The organism is Rhizobium sp. F40D2, assembly GCF_051810745.2.
GTDB lineage: Bacteria > Pseudomonadota > Alphaproteobacteria > Rhizobiales > Rhizobiaceae > Rhizobium.
Window position 1 is genome coordinate 515,057 of the sequence record NZ_JBPWQX020000002.1, and the last position, 26,000, is coordinate 541,056.

21 protein-coding genes and 2 pseudogenes are annotated in these 26,000 nt (G+C 61.7%); 14 read left to right on the forward strand and 9 right to left on the reverse strand.

The features are described 5' to 3' along the window. Positions 1–2 precede the first annotated feature (2 nt). The gene (locus ACS4RS_RS27135; RefSeq protein WP_439013115.1) at positions 3–998 is read right to left on the reverse strand and encodes an IS30 family transposase; all 996 of its coding nucleotides are present in this window, start codon (positions 996–998) and stop codon (positions 3–5) included. Positions 999–1,306: 308 nt separating this feature from the next. Between ACS4RS_RS27135 and ACS4RS_RS27140 the strand changes: the two genes are divergently transcribed. After that, on the forward strand, positions 1,307–2,473 hold the full coding sequence (locus ACS4RS_RS27140; RefSeq protein ID WP_439009802.1) for an IS110 family transposase: 1,167 nt from the start codon (positions 1,307–1,309) through the stop codon (positions 2,471–2,473). Positions 2,474–2,805: 332 nt separating this feature from the next. Here the strand turns inward: ACS4RS_RS27140 and ACS4RS_RS27145 are convergent, their stop codons facing one another. Next, positions 2,806–4,170 (reverse strand): ISNCY family transposase, encoded by a 1,365-nt coding sequence (locus tag ACS4RS_RS27145; RefSeq protein WP_439013116.1) that lies wholly within the window; start codon positions 4,168–4,170, stop codon positions 2,806–2,808. A 325-nt stretch (positions 4,171–4,495) separates the two neighbouring features. On the opposite strand from ACS4RS_RS27145, the pseudogene ACS4RS_RS27150 reads away from it, so the two are divergent. The 4 genes and pseudogenes from ACS4RS_RS27150 (at position 4,496) to ACS4RS_RS27165 (ending at position 10,512) form a co-directional block, all read left to right on the forward strand. Further along, positions 4,496–5,762: pseudogene (locus ACS4RS_RS27150) on the forward strand (metallophosphoesterase family protein). After that, positions 5,762–9,235 (forward strand): AAA family ATPase, encoded by a 3,474-nt coding sequence (locus ACS4RS_RS27155; RefSeq protein ID WP_439013117.1) that lies wholly within the window; start codon positions 5,762–5,764, stop codon positions 9,233–9,235. The pseudogene ACS4RS_RS27150 and the gene ACS4RS_RS27155 overlap by 1 nt, the downstream one beginning before the upstream one ends. Positions 9,236–9,318: 83 nt before the next feature. Further along, the gene (locus ACS4RS_RS27160) at positions 9,319–9,525 is read left to right on the forward strand and encodes a hypothetical protein (protein WP_449314044.1); all 207 of its coding nucleotides are present in this window, start codon (positions 9,319–9,321) and stop codon (positions 9,523–9,525) included. A gap of 75 nt (positions 9,526–9,600) precedes the next feature. Continuing rightward, on the forward strand, positions 9,601–10,512 hold the full coding sequence (locus ACS4RS_RS27165; RefSeq protein WP_439013119.1) for an acetamidase/formamidase family protein: 912 nt from the start codon (positions 9,601–9,603) through the stop codon (positions 10,510–10,512). A gap of 50 nt (positions 10,513–10,562) precedes the next feature. Here ACS4RS_RS27165 and ACS4RS_RS27170 read toward each other — a convergent pair whose 3' ends face one another. Next, positions 10,563–11,465 carry a proline iminopeptidase-family hydrolase gene (locus ACS4RS_RS27170; protein WP_439013120.1) on the reverse strand — a complete coding sequence of 301 codons (903 nt, stop codon included), beginning with the start codon at positions 11,463–11,465 and terminating at the stop codon, positions 10,563–10,565. Between the two features lie 62 nt (positions 11,466–11,527). Next, positions 11,528–12,325: an autoinducer binding domain-containing protein gene (locus ACS4RS_RS27175; RefSeq protein ID WP_439013121.1), complete on the reverse strand. Its 798-nt coding sequence runs from the start codon at positions 12,323–12,325 to the stop codon at positions 11,528–11,530. Positions 12,326–12,452: 127 nt separating this feature from the next. Here ACS4RS_RS27175 and ACS4RS_RS27180 point away from each other — a divergent pair, with 127 nt between their 5' ends. From ACS4RS_RS27180 to ACS4RS_RS27200, 5 genes and pseudogenes are all read left to right on the forward strand, one after another. After that, a complete protein-coding gene (locus tag ACS4RS_RS27180; RefSeq protein ID WP_439013122.1) occupies positions 12,453–13,343 on the forward strand; it encodes a proline iminopeptidase-family hydrolase in 891 nt (296 codons plus the stop codon). Between the two features lie 51 nt (positions 13,344–13,394). Then, positions 13,395–14,333, forward strand: a complete 939-nt coding sequence (locus tag ACS4RS_RS27185; protein ID WP_439013123.1) for an ABC transporter permease subunit — start codon at positions 13,395–13,397, stop codon at positions 14,331–14,333. After that, on the forward strand, positions 14,330–15,178 hold the full coding sequence (locus ACS4RS_RS27190; RefSeq protein WP_439013124.1) for an ABC transporter permease subunit: 849 nt from the start codon (positions 14,330–14,332) through the stop codon (positions 15,176–15,178). The genes ACS4RS_RS27185 and ACS4RS_RS27190 overlap by 4 nt, the downstream gene beginning before the upstream one ends. Next, positions 15,175–16,886 (forward strand): annotated as a pseudogene (locus tag ACS4RS_RS27195) (dipeptide ABC transporter ATP-binding protein). The gene ACS4RS_RS27190 and the pseudogene ACS4RS_RS27195 overlap by 4 nt, the downstream one beginning before the upstream one ends. Positions 16,887–16,905: 19 nt before the next feature. Beyond that, positions 16,906–18,420 (forward strand): ABC transporter substrate-binding protein, encoded by a 1,515-nt coding sequence (locus ACS4RS_RS27200; protein WP_439013125.1) that lies wholly within the window; start codon positions 16,906–16,908, stop codon positions 18,418–18,420. Between the two features lie 74 nt (positions 18,421–18,494). On the opposite strand, the gene yghU is transcribed toward ACS4RS_RS27200, so the two are convergent. Both yghU and ACS4RS_RS27210 read right to left on the reverse strand, forming a co-directional pair. Then, complete coding sequence (gene yghU, locus ACS4RS_RS27205; protein WP_439013126.1) at positions 18,495–19,370, reverse strand: glutathione-dependent disulfide-bond oxidoreductase; 876 nt, start codon at positions 19,368–19,370, stop codon at positions 18,495–18,497. 193 nt (positions 19,371–19,563) lie between these two features. Continuing rightward, the gene (locus tag ACS4RS_RS27210; protein ID WP_439013127.1) at positions 19,564–20,430 is read right to left on the reverse strand and encodes a DUF1932 domain-containing protein; all 867 of its coding nucleotides are present in this window, start codon (positions 20,428–20,430) and stop codon (positions 19,564–19,566) included. A gap of 214 nt (positions 20,431–20,644) precedes the next feature. Here ACS4RS_RS27210 and ACS4RS_RS27215 point away from each other — a divergent pair, with 214 nt between their 5' ends. From ACS4RS_RS27215 to ACS4RS_RS27225, 3 genes are all read left to right on the forward strand, one after another. Then, positions 20,645–21,112 (forward strand): universal stress protein, encoded by a 468-nt coding sequence (locus ACS4RS_RS27215; protein ID WP_439013128.1) that lies wholly within the window; start codon positions 20,645–20,647, stop codon positions 21,110–21,112. A 121-nt stretch (positions 21,113–21,233) separates the two neighbouring features. Further along, entirely contained in the window at positions 21,234–22,148 is a 915-nt protein-coding gene (locus tag ACS4RS_RS27220; RefSeq protein ID WP_449314045.1) for a DnaJ C-terminal domain-containing protein, read from the forward strand. 2 nt (positions 22,149–22,150) lie between these two features. Continuing rightward, on the forward strand, positions 22,151–22,474 hold the full coding sequence (locus tag ACS4RS_RS27225) for a chaperone modulator CbpM (protein WP_439013130.1): 324 nt from the start codon (positions 22,151–22,153) through the stop codon (positions 22,472–22,474). 21 nt (positions 22,475–22,495) lie between these two features. Here the strand turns inward: ACS4RS_RS27225 and ACS4RS_RS27230 are convergent, their stop codons facing one another. From ACS4RS_RS27230 to ACS4RS_RS27240, 3 genes are read right to left on the reverse strand one after another with little or no spacing between them, the layout of a single operon-like run. Beyond that, positions 22,496–23,425, reverse strand: coding sequence for a phosphatidate cytidylyltransferase (locus ACS4RS_RS27230; RefSeq protein ID WP_439013131.1), 930 nt, complete (start codon positions 23,423–23,425; stop codon positions 22,496–22,498). After that, on the reverse strand, positions 23,422–24,042 hold the full coding sequence (locus tag ACS4RS_RS27235; protein ID WP_439013132.1) for a 1-acyl-sn-glycerol-3-phosphate acyltransferase: 621 nt from the start codon (positions 24,040–24,042) through the stop codon (positions 23,422–23,424). The genes ACS4RS_RS27230 and ACS4RS_RS27235 overlap by 4 nt, the downstream gene beginning before the upstream one ends. Beyond that, positions 24,039–24,668: a CDP-alcohol phosphatidyltransferase family protein gene (locus ACS4RS_RS27240; RefSeq protein WP_439013133.1), complete on the reverse strand. Its 630-nt coding sequence runs from the start codon at positions 24,666–24,668 to the stop codon at positions 24,039–24,041. Before ACS4RS_RS27240 ends, ACS4RS_RS27235 begins: the two co-directional genes overlap by 4 nt. Positions 24,669–25,005: 337 nt before the next feature. On the opposite strand from ACS4RS_RS27240, the gene ACS4RS_RS27245 reads away from it, so the two are divergent. Next, positions 25,006–25,992 carry a BMP family protein gene (locus ACS4RS_RS27245; RefSeq protein ID WP_439013134.1) on the forward strand — a complete coding sequence of 329 codons (987 nt, stop codon included), beginning with the start codon at positions 25,006–25,008 and terminating at the stop codon, positions 25,990–25,992. Positions 25,993–26,000 lie beyond the last annotated feature (8 nt).

Sequence of the window (26,000 nt, forward strand, 5' to 3'; positions counted from 1 at the left end):
CGTCATTTGTTCACTTCACGCCTGAACACTTCAGCTGGGGTGCGGAAACCAAGGCATTTTCTCGGCGTACTGTTCAACCGATCGATCAGCGATCGTATCGATTCATCAGGAACTGACAGGACAGCAGTATCCCTCGGCAGGTAACGCCGAATCCGCCGATTCATGTTCTCAACGGAGCCTTTTTGCCAGGGCGCAGACGGATCGCAGAACCATGCATCGGTTCCCATTCCCTGCTTCAGTCGCCGCCAGGAGACGAATTCAAATCCGCGATCAAACGTCAAACTTTGCCGGGCATGCCTGGGCAGGGGGCTGAGCACGTCGATGAGCCGCTCCATGATCGGCTTGGACTGCCGGTCGTTGTTCTTGAACAGCATGGTGAACCGGCTCGTCCGCTCAACAACAGTTGCCACATTGGCATTGCCCTGAACCCTTTCGAAGATCATGAGATCGGCTTCCCAGTGACCGAATTCCTTGCGATCGTTGATGGCTTCCGGCCGATGTTTGATCGAACGCTCATCTGGAAAGACTGGATTCTGCGGCTTGCGAGCATATCGCGGCCGGCGCTTTCTCCGCCGTTCCGGGAGAAGCCGCGCGAGTTGCTGCCGTTGTCCTTCTGGTGAATAGACATACCGGTAGATCGTCTCGTGACAGACGCTTGCCTTGGCCGCTGGTTCGATCTTCAGTCGTCCAGCGATCTGTTCCGGCGACCAGCCGGATTCCAACTTTCCGATCACTTCGTTCCGCAGATCCTCGCGACGAAAGAGCTTGCCGATCCGCCGGCGCCTGTCGCGCGCCATGTCGTTGGCGGTCATCACCCAGTAGCCCTCGGCATCGGGGAATTCCTGATCGTGCCAGTAGTTGCGTTTTATCTCCCGGGAGATGGTCGCACGGTCCCGGCCGAGGCGTCTGGCGATCTCAGACTGGCTAAACTTCTGATCCAACATCCTGGAAATCGATCGGCGTTCGTCAAAACTCAAATGCGAAAAGGTACGGATCAAACCATGGCTCCCGAAAAGCAGGCAGCTTAGCGCCTTTGTTGCAGTTCGAGATAGAATGTACCGCTCCTACAGAACGCTGTGGCGGCAAGGTTAGAATGTCCGCCGGCCTGCAAAGTAGAAATGTCCGCCTGGTCGCCGCACGGCGCAGCGACCAGTCCCGATCTGAGCGGCTGATACCGGTTGCAAGATCAGATCGGGGCGGGTGATAAGAACACCTCTTCGGCTTTAGATCCCATGAGGAGTGAACAGCGGCCGCCGCTCTGGCAGAGTGAGGTTGCATCAAAACACTCGCTCAGGAGGAGAAGTTTATGAAACCTGCATCCATTCATCCGACCGCTGTCCGCACTGATCTTGGCGCAATTTTTGTGTCATTGGAACTGAGCCGATCGACCTGGTTGATCACTTCGTTGTCGCCGGGCAGTGGCGAGAAGATGTCGAAGCATGTAGTGGCCGGTGGCAATGTGGCCGAGCTGCTGGATCGGTTTGAGCAGCTACAACAGAAGGCGCGGTTGAGAACAGGGAAGTTATTTCCCATCGTGACGATCCAAGAGGCCGGATTGGACGGCTTCTGGATACACCGCGTGCTGGAGGCTCGCGGCATCGAAAGTTACGTTGTCGACGCAGCTTCGATCGCGACCTCCCGTCGACGTCGGCGTGCGAAGACCGACAAGATTGATGGAGAGGCTCTGACGCGCACATTGCTCGCGTTCAAGCGCGGCGAGCCACGCGTATGTGCGATGGTCAGAGCGCCAGATCCGAAGGACGAAGATCGGCGTCGGATTTGCCGGGAACGCAAAGTTTTGATTGCTGAACGGGTCAGGCATGTCAATCGAGTGAAGGGGCTGCTCTTCGCTCAAGGCGTCAGCGGCTATCAACCGCTCCGTAAGGATCGCCGTAAGCGCCTGGAGGAGCTCCAGACGGGAGATGGGCGCGAGTTGCCGAAACACCTAAAGGCTCAAATCAATCGCGAACTCGACCGTCTCGAGTTGCTGCTTGAACAGATTGCTACAGTGGAAAGCGAGCGTAATTCTCTCCTATCGACGTATGAGCAGCCAGCGGTTGAGGCAACCTCGCCCGCAGCGATGCTGCTGTCCTTAAAGGGTGTCGGCGCTGAATTTGCCGCCGTTCTTTGGACCGAAGCACTGTCCCGGCATTTTGATAATCGGCGGCAGATTGCCGCCTATGCAGGTTTGACACCGACCCCATGGATGAGCGGGACGATTGACCACGAACAGGGTGTCTCAAAAGCAGGGAATCCTCGGCTGCGCACCACGATGATTCAACTGTCGTGGCTTTGGCTACGCAATCAGCCAGCGTCAGCGCTCAGTCGTTGGTTTGTGGATCGGGTTCAGTTGAACGGGGGACGTTTAAAGAAAGCCGCGATAGTTGCCCTTGCGCGCAAGCTCCTTATCGCGCTGTGGAAGTTTGTTACTGCGGGTGTTGTTATCGAAGGGGCTGTCATGAAGACCGCCTGACGACCAAGAAATGACCGAACACACAAATCTTCCAGGACTGATCACTCCTGGCGGATCCAGGTGAGCGAACCGCCTCAAAGTCGGGCTTCAAATGCCGCGCTTTAGATTGGTCCCGTTCTCCTGAGCCTTGCCGCTACGCAAGCGGGATAATGGTGCAGCCGGACAAAACGGCGACCGTATGTGAGTTTGAACCGGTGACGGAAACGTGCCGCGTCAAGCAAGGTGGCTCAGACCATGGGTTCGATATGAAATCGAAGGGGCACGCTATGAAGCCATGATTGATCTTGACGCCAAAATCCTCATGTGAGCTTTGAGGCTATTCAAACGATCACTCATTCCGCGGCAGGTCTCGACAGCGCTTTCTCTCGCCGGGCAATCACCGCCGGATCGTTCATGTAATCTGTCCTCGGCTTGCGGCCACGCTTCTGATAGCCGTTTTTGTCACTATTGGTTTTGACGACCGGCGGCACATGCTGGTCCTGGCGCTCCTTGACGTAAGCCAGAATATCCCCGAGCCGTTTGTTCTCGGTAATTGCCGTATGCGTCACCCGCTGGTCCTTGTCGAACACTTTGTAGGGCAGGGAATAACCCTTCCAGCGCACATCGAGGCGACCATCTGCATAGGCATAGGTCTCGACATAATGGCCAACCAGACCACGCGTCACCTCGGTCTCCGCCAGCATGATCCGCTTGCGTTCAAACGAAAATGTTAGCTGTGTTCCGACGTAACGCTGCTCGCGCTTGCACAGGATCTCCGTCAATCGATCCGGCGCCAGATTCAGCGGTCGGTGCAAATCATCTGAACGGGCAGGGGCGATCGAAAATCGAGCATTATACCGGCTCATGAAACTCGCCAGAAGCGCGTTGCCGGCTTCCATGCTGTCGATCCCGGCAAGTCGCAGTGCCTTGACCAGGCGATCCTGCAATGTCCGGTTCATCCGTTCGACGCGGCCCTTAGCCTGACTTGAATTTGCGCAAAGAATCTCGATATTTAGCTCACAGAGTGCACGCCCGAACTGCGTCATGGCCTGACCACCTCTGGCATCCTTCTTTGCCACCCGGAACACCGAATGCTTGTCTGAATAGAATGCTATCGGCGCGCCATGTTCACGTAAATACAGCCCTAGCGCTTCAAAATACGAGAACGCACTTTCCGACCGTACGAACCGCAATTGCATCAACTTGCCTGTCGCATCGTCGATGAACACCAATAACGAACAGGGATCGCCTCGGTCTTCGAACCAGCGATGGTCAGAGCCATCAATCTGCACCAGCTCGCCATAGGCCTCGCGTCGTAGCCGCGGTTGATGAAACGTCCGACGTTGCTTGCGCGACAACCAGATGCCGGCATCGATCATCCAGCGCCTCAGCGTCTCGCGCGACACACACAATCCATCCCGCTCAGCCAACATCTCTGAAGCCAGGGTCGGACCGAAGTCCGCATAGTGTTCGCGAACCAGCGTCACTGCATAATCCCGAACGCCGTCGCCGATCCGATTGTTCGACGGACGGCCAATCGCCTTGTGCCGGATCGATGCCGCACCACCAACGCTCATCCGCATCAACAGACGCCGGACCTGGCGCGTGCTCACGTCGAGCACATGTGCCGCCGACACCATCGTCATACGGCCAGCCGCTACCTTCGACAAAACTTCGATCCGCTGCAGGTCGCGCTCGCTCATCGCTATCAATCCCATCTGATCGTCTCCGCGTTATCAAGCGCGGGGAGCGTGACATTCTAACTTTGCTAAAGTAGGACATTCTAACTTTGCGGTTACAAACGCGTGTGGCGTAATGCATGTTATGGAACAATGACGGCTGGGGCAGCAGGGTGCACCAGCCGCGGTGCCGCCGCTGGTCGAGCAACATTGGTTGTGGATGGGCCGGTTTGCCGGGCCCATTTCGCTCGCGCCCCTTGGGCGCGTGCTCCATATTCTGATGCTTACGGTCAGGTGACAGCGACCTCGCGGTTATCTGTCCGACGGCCCCGCTCATCATTCTATCGCAACGCGTTCGGCATTCATGGCTTATCGTTTCGTCCACACCGCCGATCTCCATCTCGACTCTCCCCTGCGGTCGCTGGCGCTTCGCAACGCCGATCTGGCCAATCTCGTCAGTGACGCCAGCCGACAGGCGCTGATCGCGATCGTCGACCTTTGCCTTGAGGAGCAGGTCGATGCGCTGGTCATCGCCGGCGATCTCTATGACGGCGAGCAGACGTCTATGAAGACGGCACGCTTCCTGGCAAGCCAGCTGGAACGGCTGCACCGCGCGGGGATTGTCGTCTTCAAGATCCGCGGGAATCACGATGCGATGTCGAAGATCGCCAGGGAACTGGTGATGCCCGATACGGTAAAGATCTTCGGCGGCCATGCGGAGACCGTGGAGGCGACGAAGGGCAGCCTGTCTGTCGCGATCCACGGTTTGAGCTTCGCCAAGCCGCACGCGCCGGACCCCTTTGCCGAAGTTCAAGCCGCCGGTGGCGGGTGCGGTCAATATCGGCATCATGCACACGAGCCTCGCCGGATCGGCCGGCCATGACGTCTATGCGCCCTGCAACGTGCTCGACCTTCACGCCTCGGGGTTCGATTACTGGGCGCTCGGCCATCTCCACCAGCGCAGCCATCATCCCGGCGCGGCGACGATCATCATGCCGGGCATGCCGCAGGGCCGCGACATCAACGAGTCGGGCGCCAAGACCGTATCGCTGGTGACCCTCGCGGACGACCGGACGGTGACGGTCGAGGAGCGGCGCACGAGCATCGCGCAGTTCGAGCGCGTCGATGTCGACCTCACGGGTGTCGATGATTGGCGTGATGCGGCCATGGCGGTCGAAACGGCACTGACAGCGCGGCGCGACCGTACGGTGTCGCCGCATCTTGTCGCGCGCCTGCGGCTCTCCGGCCGCACACCGCTCTCCTGGCAGCTTCGCCGCGATATCGATCTGATGCAAGCGGAAGCCGAGCAGCGCGGCGATCTGATCGGCCGGACCTGGATCGAGAAGTTGGAACTCGCCTTCGACGCGCCCTTGACCGTTGCAGGCGCCTCCGCCGCCGATCCCGTCGTCGGACTCGGTGCGCTGATGCGGGACGAGGTCATCGCCCGCAGCGGCTTTCGCGGCGATATCAGGGAGATGGTTCGGGACCTGCTCGCCGACCTGCCGCCCGAGAGCCGGGCATTTGCCGGGCATGACGAGGCGGGCTTCGAACGCTTTATCGACACCCTTCTCGCCAACGGCGCCGAGGACATCGCCGCCCGGATGAAGGCTGCGGACCGGGGACAGAGTTGATGCGTCTGCGCCGCCTCGACCTCATCCGCTATGGCAAGTTCACCGATCACTCGATCGATTTCAGCACGGCCCGTCCGGGCTCGCCCGACCTGCACATCGTCTACGGCCTGAACGAAGCGGGCAAATCGACCACCTTTGCCGCCTACCTCGATCTGCTCTACGGCATAGGGGAGCGCAGCACCTATAATTTCCTGCATCCCTACAACACGATGAAGGTTGGCGCGCGGCTGGAATTCGATGGCGCGGAATACGAGATGGCGCGGCTCAAGCTCCGGACCGGCAGTCTCGTCGACGATCGGGGGCAGGCTGTGAACGAGGCGCTGCTCGCCGGCGCACTCGGCGGCATCGGTCGCGAAGCCTATCGCACCATGTTTTCACTTGACGATCAGTCGCTCAAGGAAGGCGGCAACGCCATCATACAAAGCAAGGGCGAACTCGGCGAGTTGCTATTCTCGGCAAGCTCGGGCCTTGCCGGCCTCAGCCGTTCGCTGGTGACGGCCGCCGACGAAGCCAATGTGATCTACAAGAAGCGGTCGCCGAGCTCGAAGCTCGCGGAACTCAAACGCTCGCTTGAGGCGCTGAAGATCGAGCGCAATGCCATCGACACGCTTGCCTCCACCTATTCGGCCCTGAAATCGACCTACGAGCAGGCTGACGTGGCCTATACCGCGACCGCGCGGGAACTGGCCGGGGCCAAGGCCCGGCATCAGGAACTGACGCGCCTTCTCGGCGCCCTGCCTGCGGCGCTGGAGCTCCGGCGGCTGGAGGCTGATGCATCCGGCATGGGCGATCTGCCGCGGCCGCCATCCGAATGGTTCACGCTGCTGCCGCAGCTTTCCCGCGATGAGACGCGGCTGCAGGCGCTTCTCGAGACTGCCGACCGCACGCTGCGCCAGCTTACGGACGAGATCGAGGCGATCGCGATCGACGACAAGGCGCTGGTGCTCGCCGCGCATATGGACATGTTGGATCAGGGCCGGGCGCGCTATCTCGCGGCTGAGAGCGACCTGCCGAAGCGCCGGCTGGCGCTGGCCGAACAGGAAGCTGTGCTGGTCCGGCTTCTGACCGATCTGGAACAGCCGGGCCATGCAACGCCCGAGGCGTTGTTGCTGCCCGCCTCGCTGATCGGCATCATCCGCGATCTCATCGAACGGCGCTCCGGCGTCGAGGCGCAACTGGCTGCGGCTGATCGCGAACTGTTGCGAGCGCGGGAGAATCTCGAAAGGCTGGGCAAGGACGACGGCTCGCAAAACGTAGCTGCGGTTCTCGATCCCGCGCGGCTTGGCCGCATCGAGGCCGCCCTGAGCCGGCTGGCGGGCTCTGATCTCGCAACGCGGCTGCTCATGGAAGAACGGGCACTTGTCCAGGCGAAGCGAATGCAGGAGAAGCAGTTCGCACAGCTCGCACCCTGGACAGGCGATGCCGTCGCCCTGCAGCGGACGACCGCGGCGGAGCCTCGCGAGATCGAGGCCTGGCGTGGCCAGGCCACTGCTGTCGACAAACGGATTGGGGACCACGAAGCGCGGCTTCGCGATCTCGGCACCGAGCAGGCGCTGACCAAAGCCCGGATCGCAGCCTTCATTGCCGGCGGTTCGATAGACGATGCCGAGGCCATGAAGCTGCGCAGTGAACGCGATGCCGCCTGGCAGGCTCATCTTGCCGGTCTGAACGCCGCCACGGCCCGGGCATTCGAAGAACGGATGCGGCAGGACGACATGGCGTCCGCCGGCCGGCTGTCGCGGGCGCAGGAACTGGCGGAACTGCGCCAGCTCCGGCAGACGGAAGCGGCAACGGCAGCAGCTATCGAGCGGCAAAGGGAACTGCTTGCCGAGGCGCGCGCCGAACATGATGTCCTTGCCGAACGCATCCGCAGTCTGCTGCCCGGCACGATCGAATATGACGCCGAAGCTTTAGCGCGTATTGCCGCACTCGAGACCTGGAGCACCAGGCGGGCCGCGGCGCTGGCCGCCTGGGGTGATCTGCAGCGGGCCGAAGAGACGGTGGACGCGCTCCGCGGCGAACTGGACGGGCATGCCGCGACGCTTGCGGCCAGTCTTGCGGAAGCCGGTCTTGGTGACGCAAACCATCTGCCGGTTACCGAGCTGATGCAGACTGCAAATGAGATGCTTGCCGCCGGCAAAGCCGAGCGGGCGGCGCGGCAGGCGCATGAGAAGGCCATCGGCGACCTCAGCCACGATCTCAGGGAACGCGAGCGCGACCAGAAGGAGGCGGAAGCGACCATAGGGTCCTGGGACCGGGAATGGGCGGAGGCCCTCTCGCGCACCTGGTTTGCCGATAAGGCCGGCTCGATGGCCGCGGTCCGCGCCATGCTGAATGCGCTCGGCACACTGCCCGCCATCCTGAAGGAACGGGATGACCTTGGAAGCCGCGTTGCCGCGATGGAGCGCGACCAGGAGCAATTCCGCGGTGATATTGCCGGTCTTCTCGCTGACTGCGGCCTCAGCCAACTGGCAGCCGATACGCTCGCCTCGGCCCATGCGCTGGTGGAGCGCCATGAGGCAGCGCGGCATGCGGCTCAGCTTCGGGCAGACCGGCAGGCGGATCTCGAAAAACACTTTGAGAAACGACGGGCGCTGGAGGAGGAACTGGCCGTTCACAATGCCCGCAAGAACGAGCTGACCAGCTATTTCGGTACGGATTCGCTTGCTTCGGTCGATGCATTCTTGAACCAGGCCCGAGAGCGCGACCGGCTGGAGGAACGGGCCGCCATCCTGCGCGGCCAGATCACCGAGGCGTTGCGTGCAGCGAGTTTTTCCGAGGCCGAACGTCGCCTTGCGGATGTCGACGCGGATGCCGTCGAGCGCGATGCAATGGAGCTTGACGCCCGGATCGAGGATCTCACCGAGCGGGCGAAGCTTCTCTATTCCGACGTGTCGCTGGCGCGGCAGAAGCTCGAGGGCGTCGGCGGGGACGACGCGGTGGCTAGGATCGAAGCCAAGCGCCGAACCACCTTCATTGAGATCGAGGAACTCGCCGTGCGGCATCTGACGCTCCGTGCCGGCACGCTTGCCGCCGAGCAGGCGCTGCATATCTATCGCGAAAAACATCGCAGCTCGATGATGAACCGCGCATCGGAAGCCTTTCGTCTGATCACCGGCGGCAATTATTCCGGCCTGACGACCCAGCCCGACCGGGACAGGGAAATACTGATCGGCGTGTCACGCGATGGCGGCTCGAAGCTTGCCGACGCAATGTCGACGGGTACGCAGTTCCAGCTCTATCTCGCGCTTCGGCTGGCAGGCTACGAGGAGTTCGCAGCGCTTCGCCGGCCCGTGCCCTTCGTTGCCGACGACATTATGGAGAGCTTCGACAATCCTCGCTCCGAAGAGGTGTTTCGCCTGCTCGGCGAAATGGCGAAGGTCGGACAGGTCATCTACCTCACGCATCACTGGCATCTCTGCGAGATCGCCCGGGACGTCGTTCCGAACGTGACCGTTCACCAGCTGCCGTGATTGGCCGTAAAGACATGTCGTCCGCCGTAGCAGCCGTCCTACCCGTTCACCAACAAGCAAAACCGCCACAAGTCATGTCACAAATGGCGCACCCTTCGTCTTTGGAGAACATCGTCCAGAACGCGGCCATCACGCTGCTCGCCCGCATCGTGACCGATGATTCGCTCGACCGGCTGAGGCGTCTTAAGCGCGGCGCGACCTATATCGGCTCTTGGCTACCGGACCGATCATCGAGATCGAAGAAAGGCCCGAATGGTGCTGCGGATATTGGCATCGCCGGCAATCTCTGATTTAGTCCAGCCGTCTCCGCCGGGCAGTCCAGCTGCAGGCTCCTGACATTCGAAACCAGCGAGAGCTGTATTCTCATGACCACTCACCGCCTCATCCCGACAAGCTTTCACAATGTCATCGGCTCCCTTCCGCCGGTCCTGCGCATCGCCGATGGCGACACCGTCGTGACCGAGACGCTCGACGCCGCCGGACATGACAAGGACGGCATCAAGCAGGCAACCGGCGGCAATCCGATGAACGGCCCGATCTTCGTGGAAGGCGCCGAGCCCGGCGATGCGCTGACGGTCGAGATCATCAGCATGATCCCGACCAGAGACACGGGGTTTACCCGAAGCATCGTCGCCGCCGGTGTGATCGATCCCGAGACGGTGCGTGACCTGCCGCCGCGCGATGTCGCCATCTGGGCCATTGATCGCGAGGCCTTGACCGTCCGGCTGTCCGAGCCGGTCGCTGGCCTGGAAAATTTCGTTCTGCCGCTCGCCCCGATGATCGGCTGTTTCGGCGTGGCGCCCAGCCTCGGCCAGGCGATCTCGACCGCGACCAGCGGCGAATATGGCGGCAACATGGACTATCGGCTGTTTGGTCCCGGCACCACGGTTCGCTTTCCGGTGTCGGCTCCGGGCGCCCTGTTCTTTCTCGGCGATTGCCATGCCGTGCAGGGGGATGGCGAGATTGTCGGAACCGGCATCGAGACCACCTTCGAAGTCACCGTGCGGCTGACGGTGGAAAAGAAGGCCGGGCTGGTCTGGCCGCGCGGGGAAACCGCCGAGGACATCTTCACCATCGGCAACGCCAGGCCCCTTGACCAGGCACTCCAGCATGCGACCAGCGAAATGTTGACCTGGCTGGCGTCGGATTATGGCCTGGACAGGACGGCGGCCAGTCATCTGCTCGGCCAGGTCGTGCGTTACGACGTCGGCAATGTCTTTGATCCGGCCTATACGATGGCCTGCCGCGTCGCCAAGAAATGGCTGGTTCGTCGATAGGCCACCGCCAGCAGGCGATCAATGATCGCCATGGGCCGTCAGTGCTTTTCTCAATCGTGCCGAGACAGGAAAGCGGAAACGGTCGCCAGGCAAAGCTGCTTTTCCTCGACATGCGGCATGTGGCTGGAATTTTCGAAGAGCACCCATTCGCAGCCGGGAACGCGTTCGAGATAGGGCCTGACCACCAGGGGCGTCGCCTCGTCATATTTCCCCGAGATCAGCAGCGTCGGCGCTTCGATGCGGTCGAGCCGGTCTTCGATCGTCCAGTCCTTCATCGTGCCGATGACGTGAAACTCGGTCGGGCCGTTCATGTTGCGGTAGACGGTGTTGTCCGCGTCCATGATCGCGAAGGTCCGCGCCACCTCAGGTGGCCACGGCACCACGCGGCAGACATGGCGGTCATAAAAGACGCGCGAGGCGGTGATATAATCCGGGTCGGTGAGGCTTCCCGCCAGCTCATGCTTCAGCAGCGTGTCCTGCACCTCCTTCGGCAATTCCCGCCTCAGGCGGTTCGCTTCCGAAACCCAGGTGTGCATGTTGGCCGGTGAGTTGGCGATGACGAGCGCCTTCAGGCCTTGCGGCCGGCGCACCGCATGTTCGGCGCCTAGCATGCCGCCCCACGACTGACCGAGAAAGGCATAACGATGCTGGATGCCGAGATGGGCAAGTAGCGCGTCCAGTTCTTCGAGAAACAGGCCGACCGTCCAGAAATCCGGCCCCTTGTCGGGAAGGCGGGTGGAGTTGCCATTGCCGAGCTGGTCGTAGTGAATGACCGGACGGCCGTCGAGCGCAGCTATGTCCTTGAAGGAATCGACGTAATCATGGGTGCAGCCGGGTCCTCCATGGGCGACAACGAGCGGCAGCTTGTCGCTTTCCAGCGATCCGGTGACACGATACCAGGTGCGATGGTCGTGAAAAGGCAAATAGGCTTCATTCGTCACGATTTCGGCCACCGGCGTCTCCATCTCTTGGCATGTCGGAAACCATAACGCGGCAGCAACGGCGAAGGCAGCTATCACAACTTATAGGGTGACCAATGATCGGTCGGTCGGTCCTCGAGCAGGCGGTAATGGGTAGCGCGCACCACGGCCTGGGTGCGGTTGCGCGCCCCGAGCTTCTTTGCCGCGGTATTGAGATGCATCACGACGGTCGGCACCGAACGGCCGATGATCCGGGAGATTTCTTTGGCGGAATAACCTTCCGCGGAATGGCGCAGGCACTCGCGTTCCCGCTCGGTCAAGCGGACCGTGCCGACGCTCAACGCCTTCTTGTCGAAAAGCGAATAGGCCGTCTCGTGAAAGACATGGGCCAGCAGGTTGAAGTCGGCGATATGACGTAGCGCATGCCGTTCGAACTCACTGTTCCCACCAAAGCGGATGCCGGTGACCGTCGCATAGTCGCCGCCCGGCATATGGACCGGCACGGTGACGCCGGTCGACATGTCGCGTTCGTTCAGGTAGCGCGCTACCGGCGCGGTATCGTCGCTCATGAAGCGGTTGATCAGTGTGTCGGCATCGGTGTCGTAGTTCCAGAAGAACGGCGCCGTGCTGCGTAGCGCCACCTGCTGGACCGGGTCGATGCGGAAATAACCGCGGTCGAACCAATAGTCGTGCATGTCGTCCGCGATATTCCGGAGTTTCAGCAGGGACGGTATCATGATCGCGCCGTCGAGATCGTAGGGCACCGGCGTATAGTCGTATATCAGCGCCTCGAAGCCGATTTGCTTCATTGCCTCGAAAGCCTGGTCGATCCGGCCGTCCAGCGTTTCGTGCGCCGTAAACTGCCGTCTGATCGTTCCGATGTCGTCAAGCATGGGCAGCTCCCGGTTCGGCATGCACCCCACCCTATCACTTCTTATAGCTGGCACGGAGCGAGATTTTCGATAAAAAATTAACCATGCCCAAATATTGAGCAAGCGAAATCTTCTGCCGGAGCGATCAATGTGGCGTGAAATACGGCCGGACCAGCAGTTCGAGATCGATGTCGATGGTCATCGCATCGTTGCCTATAGCTTCGGGACCGGCAGCGAGACGGTTTTCTGTCTGAATGGCGGACCCGGCCTGCCCTGCGATTACCTGCGCGAGGCGCATTCCTGCCTGATCGACAAGGGCTACCGCGTCATCGCCTTCGACCAGCTCGGCACCGGCGCCTCCGATCGGCCCGACGATCCATCGCTCTGGACGATCGGCCGCTATGTCGAGGAAACGGAGACCGTGCGCAACGCGCTGGGGCTCGGCAAGGTCCATATGCTCGGGCACTCCTGGGGTGGGTGGCTGGCGATCGAATACGCGCTGACCCATCCCGGGAATTTGAAGACGCTGATCCTCGAGGATACCGTCGCCGACATGCCCCATCTGATATCGGAACTGGAACGGCTGCGAGCGGCACTCGGTCCCGAAACGGTCTCGATGATGCAGAAGCACGAGGCGCAGGGCACCTACAATCACCCGGAATATCTCGCAGCCGTCACCATTCTCAACTACCGCCACGTCTGCCGTCTGGCGGAATGGCCGGCCCCGTTGCGCCGCTCGCTCGACGATTGGAACATGGCGCCCTATGAGACCATGCAGGGGCCGAACGAATTTCTCTATATCGGCAACCTCAAGGACTGGAACCGCATCCCCGATCTGCCGCGGCTGACGCTGCCGGTGCTGATCACGACGGGAGAGCATGACGAACTGACCCCGGCCTGCGCGCTCAGGATGAAGCTTGCTCTGCCGAATGCGGAACTCAAGGTATTTGCCAATGCCAGCCACATGCCGTTTTATGAGAACCCGCAGAATTATTATCCGGCGCTTCTCGATTTTCTAGCACGGCACAAGGCAGCCTGATGCAAATGAAATCGGCTCCAACCCGACGAAGACAGAGGGGCGATCGCCGTCATGCATCGCTATAAATTCGTTCTGATGCGGCCGCTGCAGTTCCTGCCGGTCATTTTCGGCATCAGCGTCATTACTTTCATTCTGGTCCGGCTGATTCCCGGCGATCCGGCGCGCAACATCCTCGGCACGCGCGCGACGCCGGCAGCCCTTGCCAGCATCCGCGCCCAGTACGGCCTCGATCAGCCGATGTGGCTGCAATATGTTTATTTCCTCAAGAACCTCGCCAACGGCGAGATGGGCAAATCGATCCTCTACAAGATCGACGTGCTGAAGCTGATCGTCACCCGCATCGAGCCGACGCTGGCGCTCGTCGTTACCAGCGTCGTGCTGTCGGTCCTCATCGCAGTGCCCATGGCTTCGATCGCCGCGCGCAATGCCGGCCGGGCGCCGGATCATGCGGTGCGTATCGTCTCGACCCTTGGCATCGGTTTCCCGCCCTTCTGGCTGGGGCTGATGCTGATCATTCTCTTCAGCGTCGAACTCGGCGTGCTGCCGGTTTCGGGCTATGGCGCGACGATCGGCGAGAAGCTGTCGCATCTCGTGCTGCCGAGCCTGACGGTCGCGCTGTCGCTCTCGACCGTGCTGACGCGCAGTCTGCGGGCGGCGATGATCGAGCAGTTGAAATCGGATGTGGCGACGGCGGCGCGCGCCCGCGGCATGCCCGAAGGCATCGTCTTCTGGCGGCATGTGCTACCGAATTCGCTGGTGCCGACGATCAATCTGCTTGCCGTCAATATCGGCTGGCTGATCGGCGGCAGCGTTGTGGTCGAAACCGTCTTTGCGCTGCCCGGCATGGGGCAACTGCTTGTCAGGGCGATCTTTTCACGCGACTATATGGTGGTCCAGGGCGTTGCCATGGTCTTTGCCTGCGCCACCGTGCTCATCAATTTCATCGCCGACATCGTCACCGTCACCGTCGATCCAAGGGTGACGCTATGAGCCTCGAGGCGATCGCCCCTGCCCCTGCCTGGCGGCGGCTCTTCGGCCGCCAGCCGATGCTTGTCGTTGGGGCCGGCCTGCTGTTGTTCTTCGTCCTGCTGGCGATCGCCGCGCCCGTTATCGCGCCCTATGACCCGATCATGCAGAACGCCGAGGTGCGCCTGCAGGCGCCTTCCTTGCTGCATCCGTTCGGCACCGACAATTTCGGCCGCGATATCCTCTCGCGCGTCATCTGGGGCGCGCGCCTCGACCTGCAGATGGCGCTGATCGGCGTCATTTTCCCCTTCCTGATCGGCACGACGGTCGGCACGATCGCCGGCTTCTTCGGCGGGATCGTCGATGCGCTGTTCATGCGTCTTGTCGATATCATTCTCGCCTTCCCCTTTCTCGTGCTGATGTTGTCGATCATCGCGATCCTCGGCCCGGGCCTCGGCAGCTTCTATATCGCGATGGCGCTGGTCGGCTGGGTTTCCTATGCGCGGCTGATCCGGGCGCAGATGCTGGTGCTGAAAGGCAGCGACTATGCCGTTGCCGCCGTCAGTCTCGGCTTCAGCCGCTCGCGCATCATGTTCCGCCACCTGCTGCCGAACGCGATCGCCGGTTCGATCGTCTTTTCGATGTCCGATGCGACGCTGGTGCTGCTTAGCGGCGCCGCCGTCAGCTATCTCGGCCTCGGCGTTCAGCCGCCGATCGCCGAATGGGGCGTCATGGTCGCGGAGGGACAGAGTTTTATCACCACCGCCTGGTGGATCACGCTGTTTCCGGGCCTCTCGATCGTCTGCCTCGCCTTCGGCTTCAGCATGCTGGGCGACGCGCTCGGCGAACTGCTGGGAGTGCATGAATGAGCGGCTCCGTGCTGTCCGTCCGCGATCTCACCGTCAGCGCCCATGTGGATTCCGGCCGGCGCACACTGCTCGATGCGGTCTCGCTCGATCTCGGCAAGGGCGAGATCCTCGGTCTCGTCGGCGAGAGCGGCTCGGGCAAGAGCCTGTTCTGCCGTTCGCTGGTGCGCCTGCTGCCATCCTCGCTGCTGAAGATCGACAGCGGCTCGGTGCTGCTCGAAGGGCGCGATCTCATGCGGGTCGCCGACGGCGAGATGCTGAAGGTGCGCGGCGGCAAGATCGGCATGATCTTCCAGAACCCGACCAGCCATCTCGACCCGGTGATGCGAGATCGGTGACCAGATTGCCGAGGGCATCCGCTATCATCAGGGGCTTGGCAGCGGTGAAGCCCGCTCGGCGGCCGTGGACATCCTTGCGCAGGTCGGGTTTCCCCAGCCCGTGCGCCAGTACGACAGCTATCCGCACGAATTTTCCGGCGGCATGCGGCAGCGGGCGATGATCGGCGTGGCTTTGTCCTGCAACCCGAAGATCCTGATCGCCGACGAGCCGACAACGGCGCTCGACGTCACTATCCAGGCGCAGATCCTGCGGCTGCTGATGGAGATTCGCGATCGGCGCGGGCTGTCGATCATTTTGATCACCCACGATCTCGGCATTGTCGCGCAGACCTGCGACCGCATCGCCGTCCTGCGCGGCGGCAAGCTGCTTGAAGAGGGGCCGAAGCGGGCGATCCTCGCGCGGCCGCAGCATCCCTATACGATCAACCTGATCAATAGCCATCCTTCCATGCCCGGCGAAACGCCCGTGTCGCAGCCTGAGGTCGCCGAAGCAGGCCGGCCGGTGAGACCGCTGCTCGAAATCGACGATTTACACGTACGCTTCAAGGTCGGTGGCAGCCTGTTCAAGGGCAAGTCCAAGACGGTCAGCGCCGTCGGCGGCGTCAGCCTGCAGATCATGCCCGGCGAGACGGTCGGCATCGTCGGCGAGATCGGGCAGCGGCAAGAGCACGCTTGCCCGGGCAGTGCTCGGCCTCACGCCGCTTTCCTCCGGCCATGTCACCTTCGACGGCGTCGATCTGGCCGTGCAGAAAAGTGCTGGCTTGGCAAAGCTCAGGCGCGAGACGGCGATGGTCTTCCAGGACCCCTACAATGCGCTCAATCCGCGGCTAACGATCGGGCAGATGCTGGCCGAGGTGCTGAAGGTGCACGGCAAGGTGGCGAAGGCCGATATCCCGGCGCGGATCGACGAACTGCTCGATCTCGTCGGCCTCGAACGCGAATTCGCCGGCCGCAAACCGCGCAGCATGAGCGGCGGTCAGTGCCAGCGCGCCGGCATCGCCCGGGCGCTCGCCGTCGACCCGAAGCTGATCATCGCCGATGAATGCGTTGCCGCCCTCGACGTCACGATCCAGGCGCAGATCATCGAGCTCTTCCGTGAACTGACGGAAAAGATGAACCTGACGCTGATCTTCATCGCCCATGATCTGGCGATCGTGCGCAATCTCTGCGAACGCGTCGTCGTGATGTATCGCGGGGAGATCGTCGAGCAAGGCCGTTCCGAGGAGGTCTTCGCGCGGCCGAGCCATGCCTATACGGCGGCCCTGATCGCCGCCATTCCCGACATCGATCCTGACAAGCCGCTGCTGCACGGCGCCGGCGGCAGGGACGATCGGCAATCGATACCGATCCAACCCATCAAACGCATGCCATAACAACGAAGGGAACGAATTTATGAAAAGCAGGTGGAAATCAATCGGGCTCGCAGCCTTGCTCGCCGGCCTGACGCTTAGCGCAAGCTATGCCGAGGCCGCCGGAGTGCTCACCATCGGCCGGCGCGAGGATTCGACGACATTCGATCCGATCAAGACTGCACAGAACATCGACAACTGGGTATTCTCCAACGTCTACGATGTGCTGATCCGCGTCGACAAGACAGGCACCAAGCTGGAGCCTGGCCTTGCCGAAAGCTGGACCGCCTCGGATGACGGGCTGACCTATACACTCAAGATCCGTGACGCGAAATTCTCGGACGGTTCGCCGCTGACGGCGGAAGACGCCGCCTACAGCCTGCTGCGCATCCGCGACGATGCCGCCTCGCTCTGGAGCGATTCCTACAAGGTGATCGACACGGCGGTCGCCACCGACGCGCATACGCTGACGATCAAGCTGAAAAACCCGTCCGCGCCGTTCCTGTCGACGCTGGCGCTGCCGAATGCCTCCGTCATCTCCAAGAAGGGCATGGAATCGCTTGGGTCCGACGCCTATGCCGAAAAACCGATCGCATCCGGCGCGTTCACCGTCGAGGAATGGCGCCGCGGCGACCGGGTCATTCTGAAGAAGAACCCGAATTTCTGGCAGGCCGACCGCGTCAAGCTCGACGGCGTCGAGTGGATCTCGGTGCCCGACGACAATACCCGCATGCTGAACGTCCAGGCCGGCGAACTGGATGCGGCGATCTTCGTGCCCTTTTCTCGCGTAGAGGAGCTGAAGAAGGACCCGAACCTCAACGTCGATATCGACGCTTCGACCCGTGAGGATCACCTGCTGATCAACCATGCACATGGTGCGCTCGGCAAGAAGGAGGTCCGCCAGGCGCTGGATCTGGCGATCGACAAGAAGGCGATTGTCGACACCGTCACCTTCGGTCAGGGCACGGTCGCCAATTCCTACATCCCGAAGGGCGCGCTTTATTATTACGCGGACAATCTGCAGCGGCCTTATGATCCTGCGAAGGCCAAGGAGATGCTGGCCGCGGCCGGCGCCTCCGACCTGACCCTGAATTACCTGGTCCGCGCCGGCGACGAAGTCGACGAACAGACGGCGGTGCTGGTCCAGCAGCAGCTGCAGAAGGCCGGCATCACGGCCAACCTGCAGAAGGTTGACCCGAGCCAGGAATGGGACATGACGGTTGCCGGCGACTACGACATTTCAGTCAATTACTGGACCAACGACATTCTCGATCCGGACCAGAAGACGACCTTCGTGCTCGGCCACGATTCCAACAACAACTATGCGACCAATTACAAGAATGAGGCGGTGAAGGAACTGGTCGCCAAGGCACGCCTCGAGCTCGACCCGAAGAAGCGCGAAGCGATGTATGTGGATCTGCAGAAGATGGCCAAGGACGACGTCAACTGGATCGACCTCTATTACAGCCCCTATATCAACGTCACGCGCAAGAATATCGAGAATTTCTACCAGAACCCGCTCGGCCGCTTCTTCCTGGAAGACACGCTCAAGAACTGAGGCCTATCAGTCTTCCGATGCTCCGCCGGCGTCAGTGCGGCGGAGCATGGTACTTTTTCGAAGTGGGACTTACTTCAGCTTGCGGCAGCCAGCTTGTCCTGCGTTTTGGTCTCGAAGTCGCTGGCGTCGTGACGTTCGTGCAACTGGTTCGCCGGCTCGCCGGAGAGGCGGTTGACCATCCGTCCGCGCTGTACGGCCGGGCGGCTGAAGATCGCGTCGGCCCAGCGCCGCACGTTCTTATAGTCGTCGACCTGCAGGAATTCGGCCGCGCCATAGGTCCAGCCCTTCACCAGGCCGCCATACCACGGCCAGACGGCAATATCGGCGATCGTGTAATCGCCGCCCGCCAGATACTCGCTCTCGGCCAGGCGACGATCGAGCACGTCGAGCTGGCGCTTCACCTCCATAGCGAAGCGGTCGATCGCATATTCGATCTTCGTCGGCGCATAGGCATAGAAATGGCCGAAGCCGCCGCCGAGATAGGGGGCGCTGCCCATCTGCCAGAACAGCCATGACAGGCATTCGGCGCGGGCGGCCGGCTCGGTCGGCAAGAAGGCGCCGAATTTCTCGGCGAGATAGGTAAGGATGGCGCCGGACTCGAAGACGCGGATCGGCGTTTCGCCGCTGCGGTCCATCAGCGCCGGGATCTTCGAGTTGGGATTGACCGCAACGAAGCCGCTCCCGAACTGATCGCCATCGCCGATTCTGATCAGCCAGGCGTCATATTCCGCACCGCTATGGCCAAGCGCCAGCAGTTCCTCGAGCATGATGGTGACCTTCTGGCCGTTCGGCGTTCCCAGCGAATAAAGCTGCAGCGGATGACGGCCGATCGGAAGTTCCTTGTCATGCGTCGCTCCTGCAATCGGGCGGTTGATGCTGGCGAACTGGCCGCCATTCGCCTTGTTCCAGGTCCAGACCTTCGGGGGCACGTAATCGGAAGAACCGCTCATCTTTCAAACTCCTGGCATTGATCGGATAGAGCGCGGCGGCAATCGGCTGGCCACCGCATTTTTCCTGACATAGCAGAGGCGATGCGGTTTGTCAGAGGGGTCGGGGTGGCTTCACACAATCGTCAGAATATTAGCAAATGCGGGTGGATGGCCGCATCAGGCGTCCGCTGGCCGCCCGCATGGCGGCGAAGAGCTATGGCATGACCATCGCACTGCCGGTGTCCGGAGAGCCAAGGATCTCGTCCAACTGCCTGACCAGCGCGTGGTCGCCCTCCACGTCGTCGGCGAGCCTGGAGAAAACGCCGGCAATGCCCCGGAAGATCGTTGCCGCCGGATCGTCCTCTCCGAGGAAATCGGCGATCTCCTGCATTTCGGCGACCCAGCGATAGGCTTTCGGATACATGTCGGGAATGGATTTCGAAAACTTGCGGTCGACATCGGGAAGGCTTTCGGCGAGTTCGACCTTCAGGCTTTCGGCAGCGCCCGAGCGGGATGCAGCAAGCAGCATCGCGGCGCCGAGGCCGATAAAGCCCTTGTTGATGCCTGCATAACACATCTTCAGCGCCGAAGCCGCGCCGAGCGGTCCATCGAGCCTGCGGATCCGCAAGCCGTGATCTTCGAGCAGCCTGCTTCGCTCCGCGCTATCGCCGCTGACATAGAGGGTCGGTCCTGGTTTGCCGGCAACCGGCGGCCCGCCGATGATGGCGCCGTCCAACACTTCCACAGTGCTGCCGCCGAACCGTGCCGCCAATGCCTGCATGGTTTTCGGCGCAATCGCGTTGAAGTCGATGAAGGGCGGCGGCGCCTGTAGCCCTGACGATATCTCCGCGACGAGCCCGGCAACGGCTGTGGCTTCCGCCGGCGGAACGATCGACAGGATGAGCGCAGTTTTCGCCAGATCCTGCCTGCCGACCGGCACCATGCCGGCTGCCCCAGCCCGCGCGATCGTCCGCTCGCTGCGACCTTCGAGACATGTCAGCACCGTGGCGCCATGGTCGATCAGCCGTTTGGCGACAGCGCTCCCCATCGCGCCCGCTCCGATAATCGCAAAATCCGGCATGTGAACCCCCATAGTGTGGCGGCATTGCATGAGAGCTATGGCCGATCGGGCCACAGTCAATTGCGCCGAACAGGCAGAACCCTGGTCTTTAAGGGGCGTTTTGGTCCGCCGGCCAAGGGGTCTTGCGCATTTCTGTTTGATTTTTGTCAAAGCAGACACGGTCGATGGAGGTATGATTGGGGGCGGTTATTTGCATTTCAGGACATAGATATCAATGTATCGAACAATCATCTGCGGCATCGGCATGGGTTCAAGGCAAACGGCAAACCGCCTCCTGCGCCGGGCGGCGGCGCTGGTGGATGAAGGCGGAAGCATCGTCGTCATGCACGTCATCGAAAATATCCCGCACCGTCACCTGACGGAGCTTCCCGAGGAATTCGAGACGACAGCCATCGCCGACGCTGAAAGGAAACTTGCAGTGCTCTGCAAGGAGCTCGAGATTCCGGCCACGATCGAGGTTCGCGTCGGGGTTGCCGCCTCCCTGCTTGTCGCAGTCGCCGGGGAGACGTCGGCCGATCTAATTCTGCTGTCATCGCATGTGAGCGATATTACCGACTACGTCTTCTCCTCGATCGTCGACAAGGTCGTGCGCCACGCCGGATGCTCGGTTCTTATCGATCGACGATTTGATCGCAGGCACTCCGGCTCGGAGGCGCAAGCAGAAGACAGAGCGCTGCTCTAATCCAATGTGCCGATTGGCTTTCGAAGATCGGCATGCGGTCTCCCCTCCCCGGCGGCGGCCTAAGAGCCTATATCTCTGGTAAGCCAACCGGCAGTATCGACTGCCTTGACCGGAGATATGCATGAGCCAGGATCCCTATGAGCTTCTGGGCGTGAAACGCGATGCGTCGCAGAAGGATATTCAAAGCGCATTCCGCAAGCTCGCCAAGAAACTTCACCCCGACCTTAACCCCGGCGACAAAAAGGCCGAGGAACGGTTCAAGGAAATTTCGACCGCCTACGAGATCCTGAGCGATGTGGAAAAACGCGGGCGCTTCGATCGCGGTGAGATCGATATAACGGGCGCCGAGCGGGCGCAACGGAGCTATTACCGCGACTATGCCTCGGCGAACGATCCCGGCAATCCTTACCGCAACAGTTCCGGCTTTGCCGATTTCGCCGATGCCGACAATTCCTTTGCCGATTTCTTTTCGCGCCGCGCCGGCGGCGGCAGGATGCGCAGTCATGGCCAGGACCGGCGGTTCTCCATGGAGGTCGATTTTCTCGAGGCCGTCAACGGCACCAGGACCGAAATCAAGCTGCCGGACGGGCCGCAGCTCGATGTGCAGATTCCGCCCGGAACCCGGGACGGCCAGACCTTGCGGCTGCGCGGCAAGGGCGAGCCGGGCATTGAGGGCGGGCCGCCGGGCGATGCCCTTATCGAAATCCGCGTGAGACCTCACCGTTTTTTCACCCGTGATGGCGACGACATCCGCCTGGAACTGCCGATCTCGCTCGGCGAGGCGGTACTCGGCGGCAAAGTCCGCGTGCCGACACCATCGGGTCCTGTCAATCTGACGCTGCCCCCGCACTCGAATACCGGCAAGGTCCTGCGGCTCAAGGGTAAGGGTGCTGCCACCCGCGGCGGCGGGCACGGAGACGTCTATGTCGCCCTGAAGATCATGCTGCCCGACATCCCCGACGAACGGCTGACGGCCCTGATGAAAGAATGGGCGGCGGCAAATCCTTACGATCCGAGGAAGAACATGGAGGCCTGATCATGGATGATCTCGAATTCCGTCTTTGCTTGAAAATCGATGTCGTCCAGCTCGATCTCTGGATCGAACAGGGCTGGCTGATCCCGGAGATGTCAGACGAGGGGCGGCAGTTTCGCGACGCCGACGTCGCGCGCGCCCGGCTCATCCTGGACTTGATGGGTGACATGGGCGTCAACGAAGCCGGCGTCGATGTCGTCATGGACCTTATCGACCAGTTACACGGCTTGCGGGGAACGATGGACAGGCTGGTGACCGCCATCAGCAAGCAGGAGCGGGATGTTCAGCGCCGGCTGCTCGAGAGTCTTGAGGATATCGACCGGTTTTGAACAATCGCCCGCGGCCTCACCTCAGGCGGTGAACCAGTAGCGGACGATGTGGAAGAACAGCGGTGCGGCGAAGGTGATGGAGTCAAGACGATCGAGCACGCCGCCATGGCCTTCGATCACATAGCCCCAGTCCTTGGCGTTGAGATCGCGCTTGATCGCCGACAGCACGAAGCCGCCGAAGAAGCCGGCGACGACGATGACGGTGCTGACGGCCGCGGCCTGCAGCGGCGAGAACGGCGTCAGGCGATAGAGCAGCGTGCCGACGAGGATGGCCGAGGCGCCGCCGCCGATCAGACCTTCGAGCGTTTTCGACGGGCTGATGTTCGGCGAGAAGCGGTGCTTTCCGAGAAGCTTGCCCCAGACATACTGGAAGACGTCACTGAGTTGTACGACGATGACGAGATAGACGAGAAGAAGTGCCGACGACGTGCCGGTCTGCAGCATCAGCAGCGCCGGTGCGTGGCTGATCGAATAAACCGTCAGCATCAGGCCCCATTGCACCCTGGCGCTGCGCGCCAGGAATTCGTTGACATCGCCGGTCAGGGTCGCCACCGCCGGCAGGATCAAGAAGGCATAGACGGGGATGAAGATCGCAAAGAGACCGTACCATAACGTTCCGAGCAGCACATAGTGCACCGGCAGGACGACGAAAAAGGACAAGAAAAGCGCCAGATGGTCGCCGCGCCGCGACGGCGTCAGCGTCCAGAATTCGCGAAGCGCCATGAAGGAGAGGAATGCGAACAGGATGACCACTGCCGTATCGCCGAGCAGGATCGCGGCGCCGAATATGGCGACCATGATCCACCAGGAGCGGATACGGGCGTTGAGGTTGTGGACGGTGGCGACGGAGCCGGGCTCGGTCGCGCGCCGCTGCAGGATGAAGCCGATCGCCGAGGCGATGGCAAGCAGGCTGAGGATCGCGGCAAGTACCAGGGAAAACAGGCTGTTCATCTGGCGGCCCCTCCGTCTGCGAGCTCGATGACGGCGGCCCGGGCGCGGGCCAGGAAGGCATTCTTTTCCTCGCCCGGCTCGACGCGCAGCGGCTTGCCGAAACGCGCAGTGCAGGTGATCGGGACGATCAGCATGCTTCCTTTCGGCAGAATTCGCTGCAGATTGTCGAGATGGATCGGTATGAGATCGACATCGGGGAAACGGCAGGCCAGCCGATAGATGCCGCTACGGAACGGTGCGATCTCTTCGGTGGCGCTTCTCGTGCCTTCGGGAAAAATCAGGATCGAACGCCCCTCTTCGAGCAGGCGCTCGAGGGGCTCCAGCGGGTTGCTGTCCGGCAGGGGCTTACGGTCGATCAGGACGGCGCGCAGGCCCTTCTCGGCGATGAAACGGCGAAAGGCGTTGGTTCCCCAATAGTCGCGCGCCGCAACTGGATGCGTCAGCCGCCGCACCTGATACGGCAGGGCGGCCATGACGGCGACCGTATCGACATGGCTGTTGTGATTGGCGAAATAGATGCGGCGGCGCGTGTCGGGCGAACAGCCCCGCCACTCGCTTCGGGCGCCGACCATGATACGGACGAGCAGCACGAGAAGACGACGGATAAGAGGGATCATGGTCTCTCCAGCGAACGGGCAAGCGTGATCGTGCGCGTGATGCAGGTGACGAGGCTGCCGGCCGCGATGATGGCGGAGGTCAGGATCAGCGACCGATGGCTGGTAAAGACCAGCGTCTCGACACTCTGGGCAACGAGGCCGGCGGTCAACACCGCCATGCGGCGCTGCTTGGCCATGATGCCGCTGAAGTCCTGGGCAAGGCCGACCGATCCTCCGAAGACCCTGATATAGGCGGTGAGTGCGGCGAGCAGCGCAGCAAGCCAGCCAAGAGAGGGAAAGCCGCAGGCATAACCGGCCGCGACGAGCAGCAGGCTGTCGGCGATCCGGTCGGGGAATTCGTTATAGATCGGCCCGCTCTTGGTTTTCTTGCCGCCTTCGATTGCGACCATGCCGTCGAGCAGGTTGCAGACGAGCCGCAGCTGCACCGAGATCGCCGCGCCGATCATGGCGATTGGGTGCGTTGTGAGCAGGATCAGCGCCGCGCCGATGGCGGCAAACAGGATCGAGAAAAGCGAAATCCCGTTCGGCGTGACGCCGGTGCGCACCAGCCATGCGCTCAAGCCGATCGCCCAGCGCGACGACCGGCTCGCGATCGGTCGCCGTGAGGCGCCCTCTTCTTCCCCCATTTTCATTTCCCCAAACCCGATTTCCTTGCATATCCTGCCGATGTCGTCGCGCCAAGCCGTCGCGCTCTGTAAATTCGGCTCAAGGTCGCTCTCGCCGACGTGGAAAGAGTGCGTTTTTCAACGTCGAGCCTTGACCGCTCGAGAAGCCGGCGGCTGAGCGCGCCATGCCGCGCTCTTTCGGCCGAAGCCCTTCACGATTCGAGTTCGGAAAAAATCGGCTGAAGGACCCGGGGCAATGGATCGAACAGCCTGATTTTTAAGCCCATTCGACGCTTGACACATTTTTGGGCGCTACCTATGATTTTTGAACCAAACGGTAAAAAAAGGGGAGCAGTCAATGACCAAAGACATCCTGATTTCACGCCGGGCAGTGATCGCGTCGGGTATTGCGCTGGGCGTCAGCGGCTTTGTCCCGCTGGCGAGAGCTGCCGCGCCGCTGAAGGTTGCGGGCATCCATGCATCGCCGGTCGAAAATGCCTGGAACTCCTGTCTGCATAAGGCCCTGCAGGACGCAGCCAAGGACGGTGTCATCGAATATGTCTTCTCCGAAGGCGTCTCCGGCACCGATTATCCGCGCGCCATGCGCGAATATGCCGAACAGGGCAACAAGCTGATCATTGGCGAAGCCTACGCGGTGGAGAAAGAGGCCAGACAGGTGGCAGCCGATTATCCCGATACCGCTTTCGTGCTGGGTTCGAGCGGCGAGCAGGCCGGCGACAATTTCGGTGTCTTCGGCACCTGGAACCATGACGGCGCCTATCTTGCCGGCATGCTGGCCGGCAAGATGACCAAGTCGAATGTTGTCGGTTCCGTCGGCGCCATTCCGATCCCTGAGGTCAACATGCTGATCAATGCGTTCGCCGCCGGCGTCAAGGCCGTCAATCCCGACGCCAAGCACCTCGTCTCGTTCATCGGCACCTTCTTCGATCCGCCGAAGGCGCGAGAAGCTGGTCTTGCCCAGATCGACGCCGGCGCCGACATCCTGTTCGGCGAGCGCATCGGCACTGCCGATGCCGCCAAGGAGCGCCGCATCAAGTCGGTCGGCTCGCTGATCGACTATACGCCGCGCTACCCGGATACAGTATTCGCCAACGCCATGTGGTACTTCCGCCCGATCCTGAATGCGGCGATCGCAGATGTCGCTGCCGGAAAGCCGGTCGGCAGAAACTACACGTCTTACGGCCTGATGAAGGAAGGCGGCAGCGATATCGTCTTCGTCAAGGGTGTCGCGCCCGCTGGAGCCGAGGCTGCGATGGAAGCCAAGCGGGCGGAAATCAAGGCCGGCACCTTCGAGGTCCCGAAGATGATGGAAGAGCCGAAGTAATTCGGCTC

Excerpts from the sequence above, each read along its gene's own strand:
- ACS4RS_RS27230 (WP_439013131.1), bottom strand. The coding sequence starts at position 23,425 with ATGAACAGCCTGTTTTCCCTGGTACTTGCCGCGATCCTCAGCCTGCTT.
- ACS4RS_RS27140 (WP_439009802.1), top strand. The coding sequence starts at position 1,307 with ATGAAACCTGCATCCATTCATCCGACCGCTGTCCGCACTGATCTTGGC.
- ACS4RS_RS27225 (WP_439013130.1), top strand. The coding sequence starts at position 22,151 with ATGGATGATCTCGAATTCCGTCTTTGCTTGAAAATCGATGTCGTCCAG.
- ACS4RS_RS27155 (WP_439013117.1), top strand. The coding sequence starts at position 5,762 with ATGCGTCTGCGCCGCCTCGACCTCATCCGCTATGGCAAGTTCACCGAT.
- ACS4RS_RS27215 (WP_439013128.1), top strand. The coding sequence starts at position 20,645 with ATGTATCGAACAATCATCTGCGGCATCGGCATGGGTTCAAGGCAAACG.
- ACS4RS_RS27190 (WP_439013124.1), top strand. The coding sequence starts at position 14,330 with ATGAGCCTCGAGGCGATCGCCCCTGCCCCTGCCTGGCGGCGGCTCTTC.
- ACS4RS_RS27200 (WP_439013125.1), top strand. The coding sequence starts at position 16,906 with ATGAAAAGCAGGTGGAAATCAATCGGGCTCGCAGCCTTGCTCGCCGGC.
- ACS4RS_RS27185 (WP_439013123.1), top strand. The coding sequence starts at position 13,395 with ATGCATCGCTATAAATTCGTTCTGATGCGGCCGCTGCAGTTCCTGCCG.
- ACS4RS_RS27245 (WP_439013134.1), top strand. The coding sequence starts at position 25,006 with ATGACCAAAGACATCCTGATTTCACGCCGGGCAGTGATCGCGTCGGGT.
- ACS4RS_RS27175 (WP_439013121.1), bottom strand. The coding sequence starts at position 12,325 with ATGCTTGACGACATCGGAACGATCAGACGGCAGTTTACGGCGCACGAA.
- ACS4RS_RS27210 (WP_439013127.1), bottom strand. The coding sequence starts at position 20,430 with ATGCCGGATTTTGCGATTATCGGAGCGGGCGCGATGGGGAGCGCTGTC.
- ACS4RS_RS27220 (WP_449314045.1), top strand. The coding sequence starts at position 21,234 with ATGAGCCAGGATCCCTATGAGCTTCTGGGCGTGAAACGCGATGCGTCG.
- ACS4RS_RS27160 (WP_449314044.1), top strand. The coding sequence starts at position 9,319 with ATGGCGCACCCTTCGTCTTTGGAGAACATCGTCCAGAACGCGGCCATC.
- ACS4RS_RS27240 (WP_439013133.1), bottom strand. The coding sequence starts at position 24,668 with ATGGGGGAAGAAGAGGGCGCCTCACGGCGACCGATCGCGAGCCGGTCG.
- ACS4RS_RS27165 (WP_439013119.1), top strand. The coding sequence starts at position 9,601 with ATGACCACTCACCGCCTCATCCCGACAAGCTTTCACAATGTCATCGGC.
- ACS4RS_RS27180 (WP_439013122.1), top strand. The coding sequence starts at position 12,453 with ATGTGGCGTGAAATACGGCCGGACCAGCAGTTCGAGATCGATGTCGAT.
- ACS4RS_RS27145 (WP_439013116.1), bottom strand. The coding sequence starts at position 4,170 with ATGGGATTGATAGCGATGAGCGAGCGCGACCTGCAGCGGATCGAAGTT.
- ACS4RS_RS27235 (WP_439013132.1), bottom strand. The coding sequence starts at position 24,042 with ATGATCCCTCTTATCCGTCGTCTTCTCGTGCTGCTCGTCCGTATCATG.
- yghU (WP_439013126.1), bottom strand. The coding sequence starts at position 19,370 with ATGAGCGGTTCTTCCGATTACGTGCCCCCGAAGGTCTGGACCTGGAAC.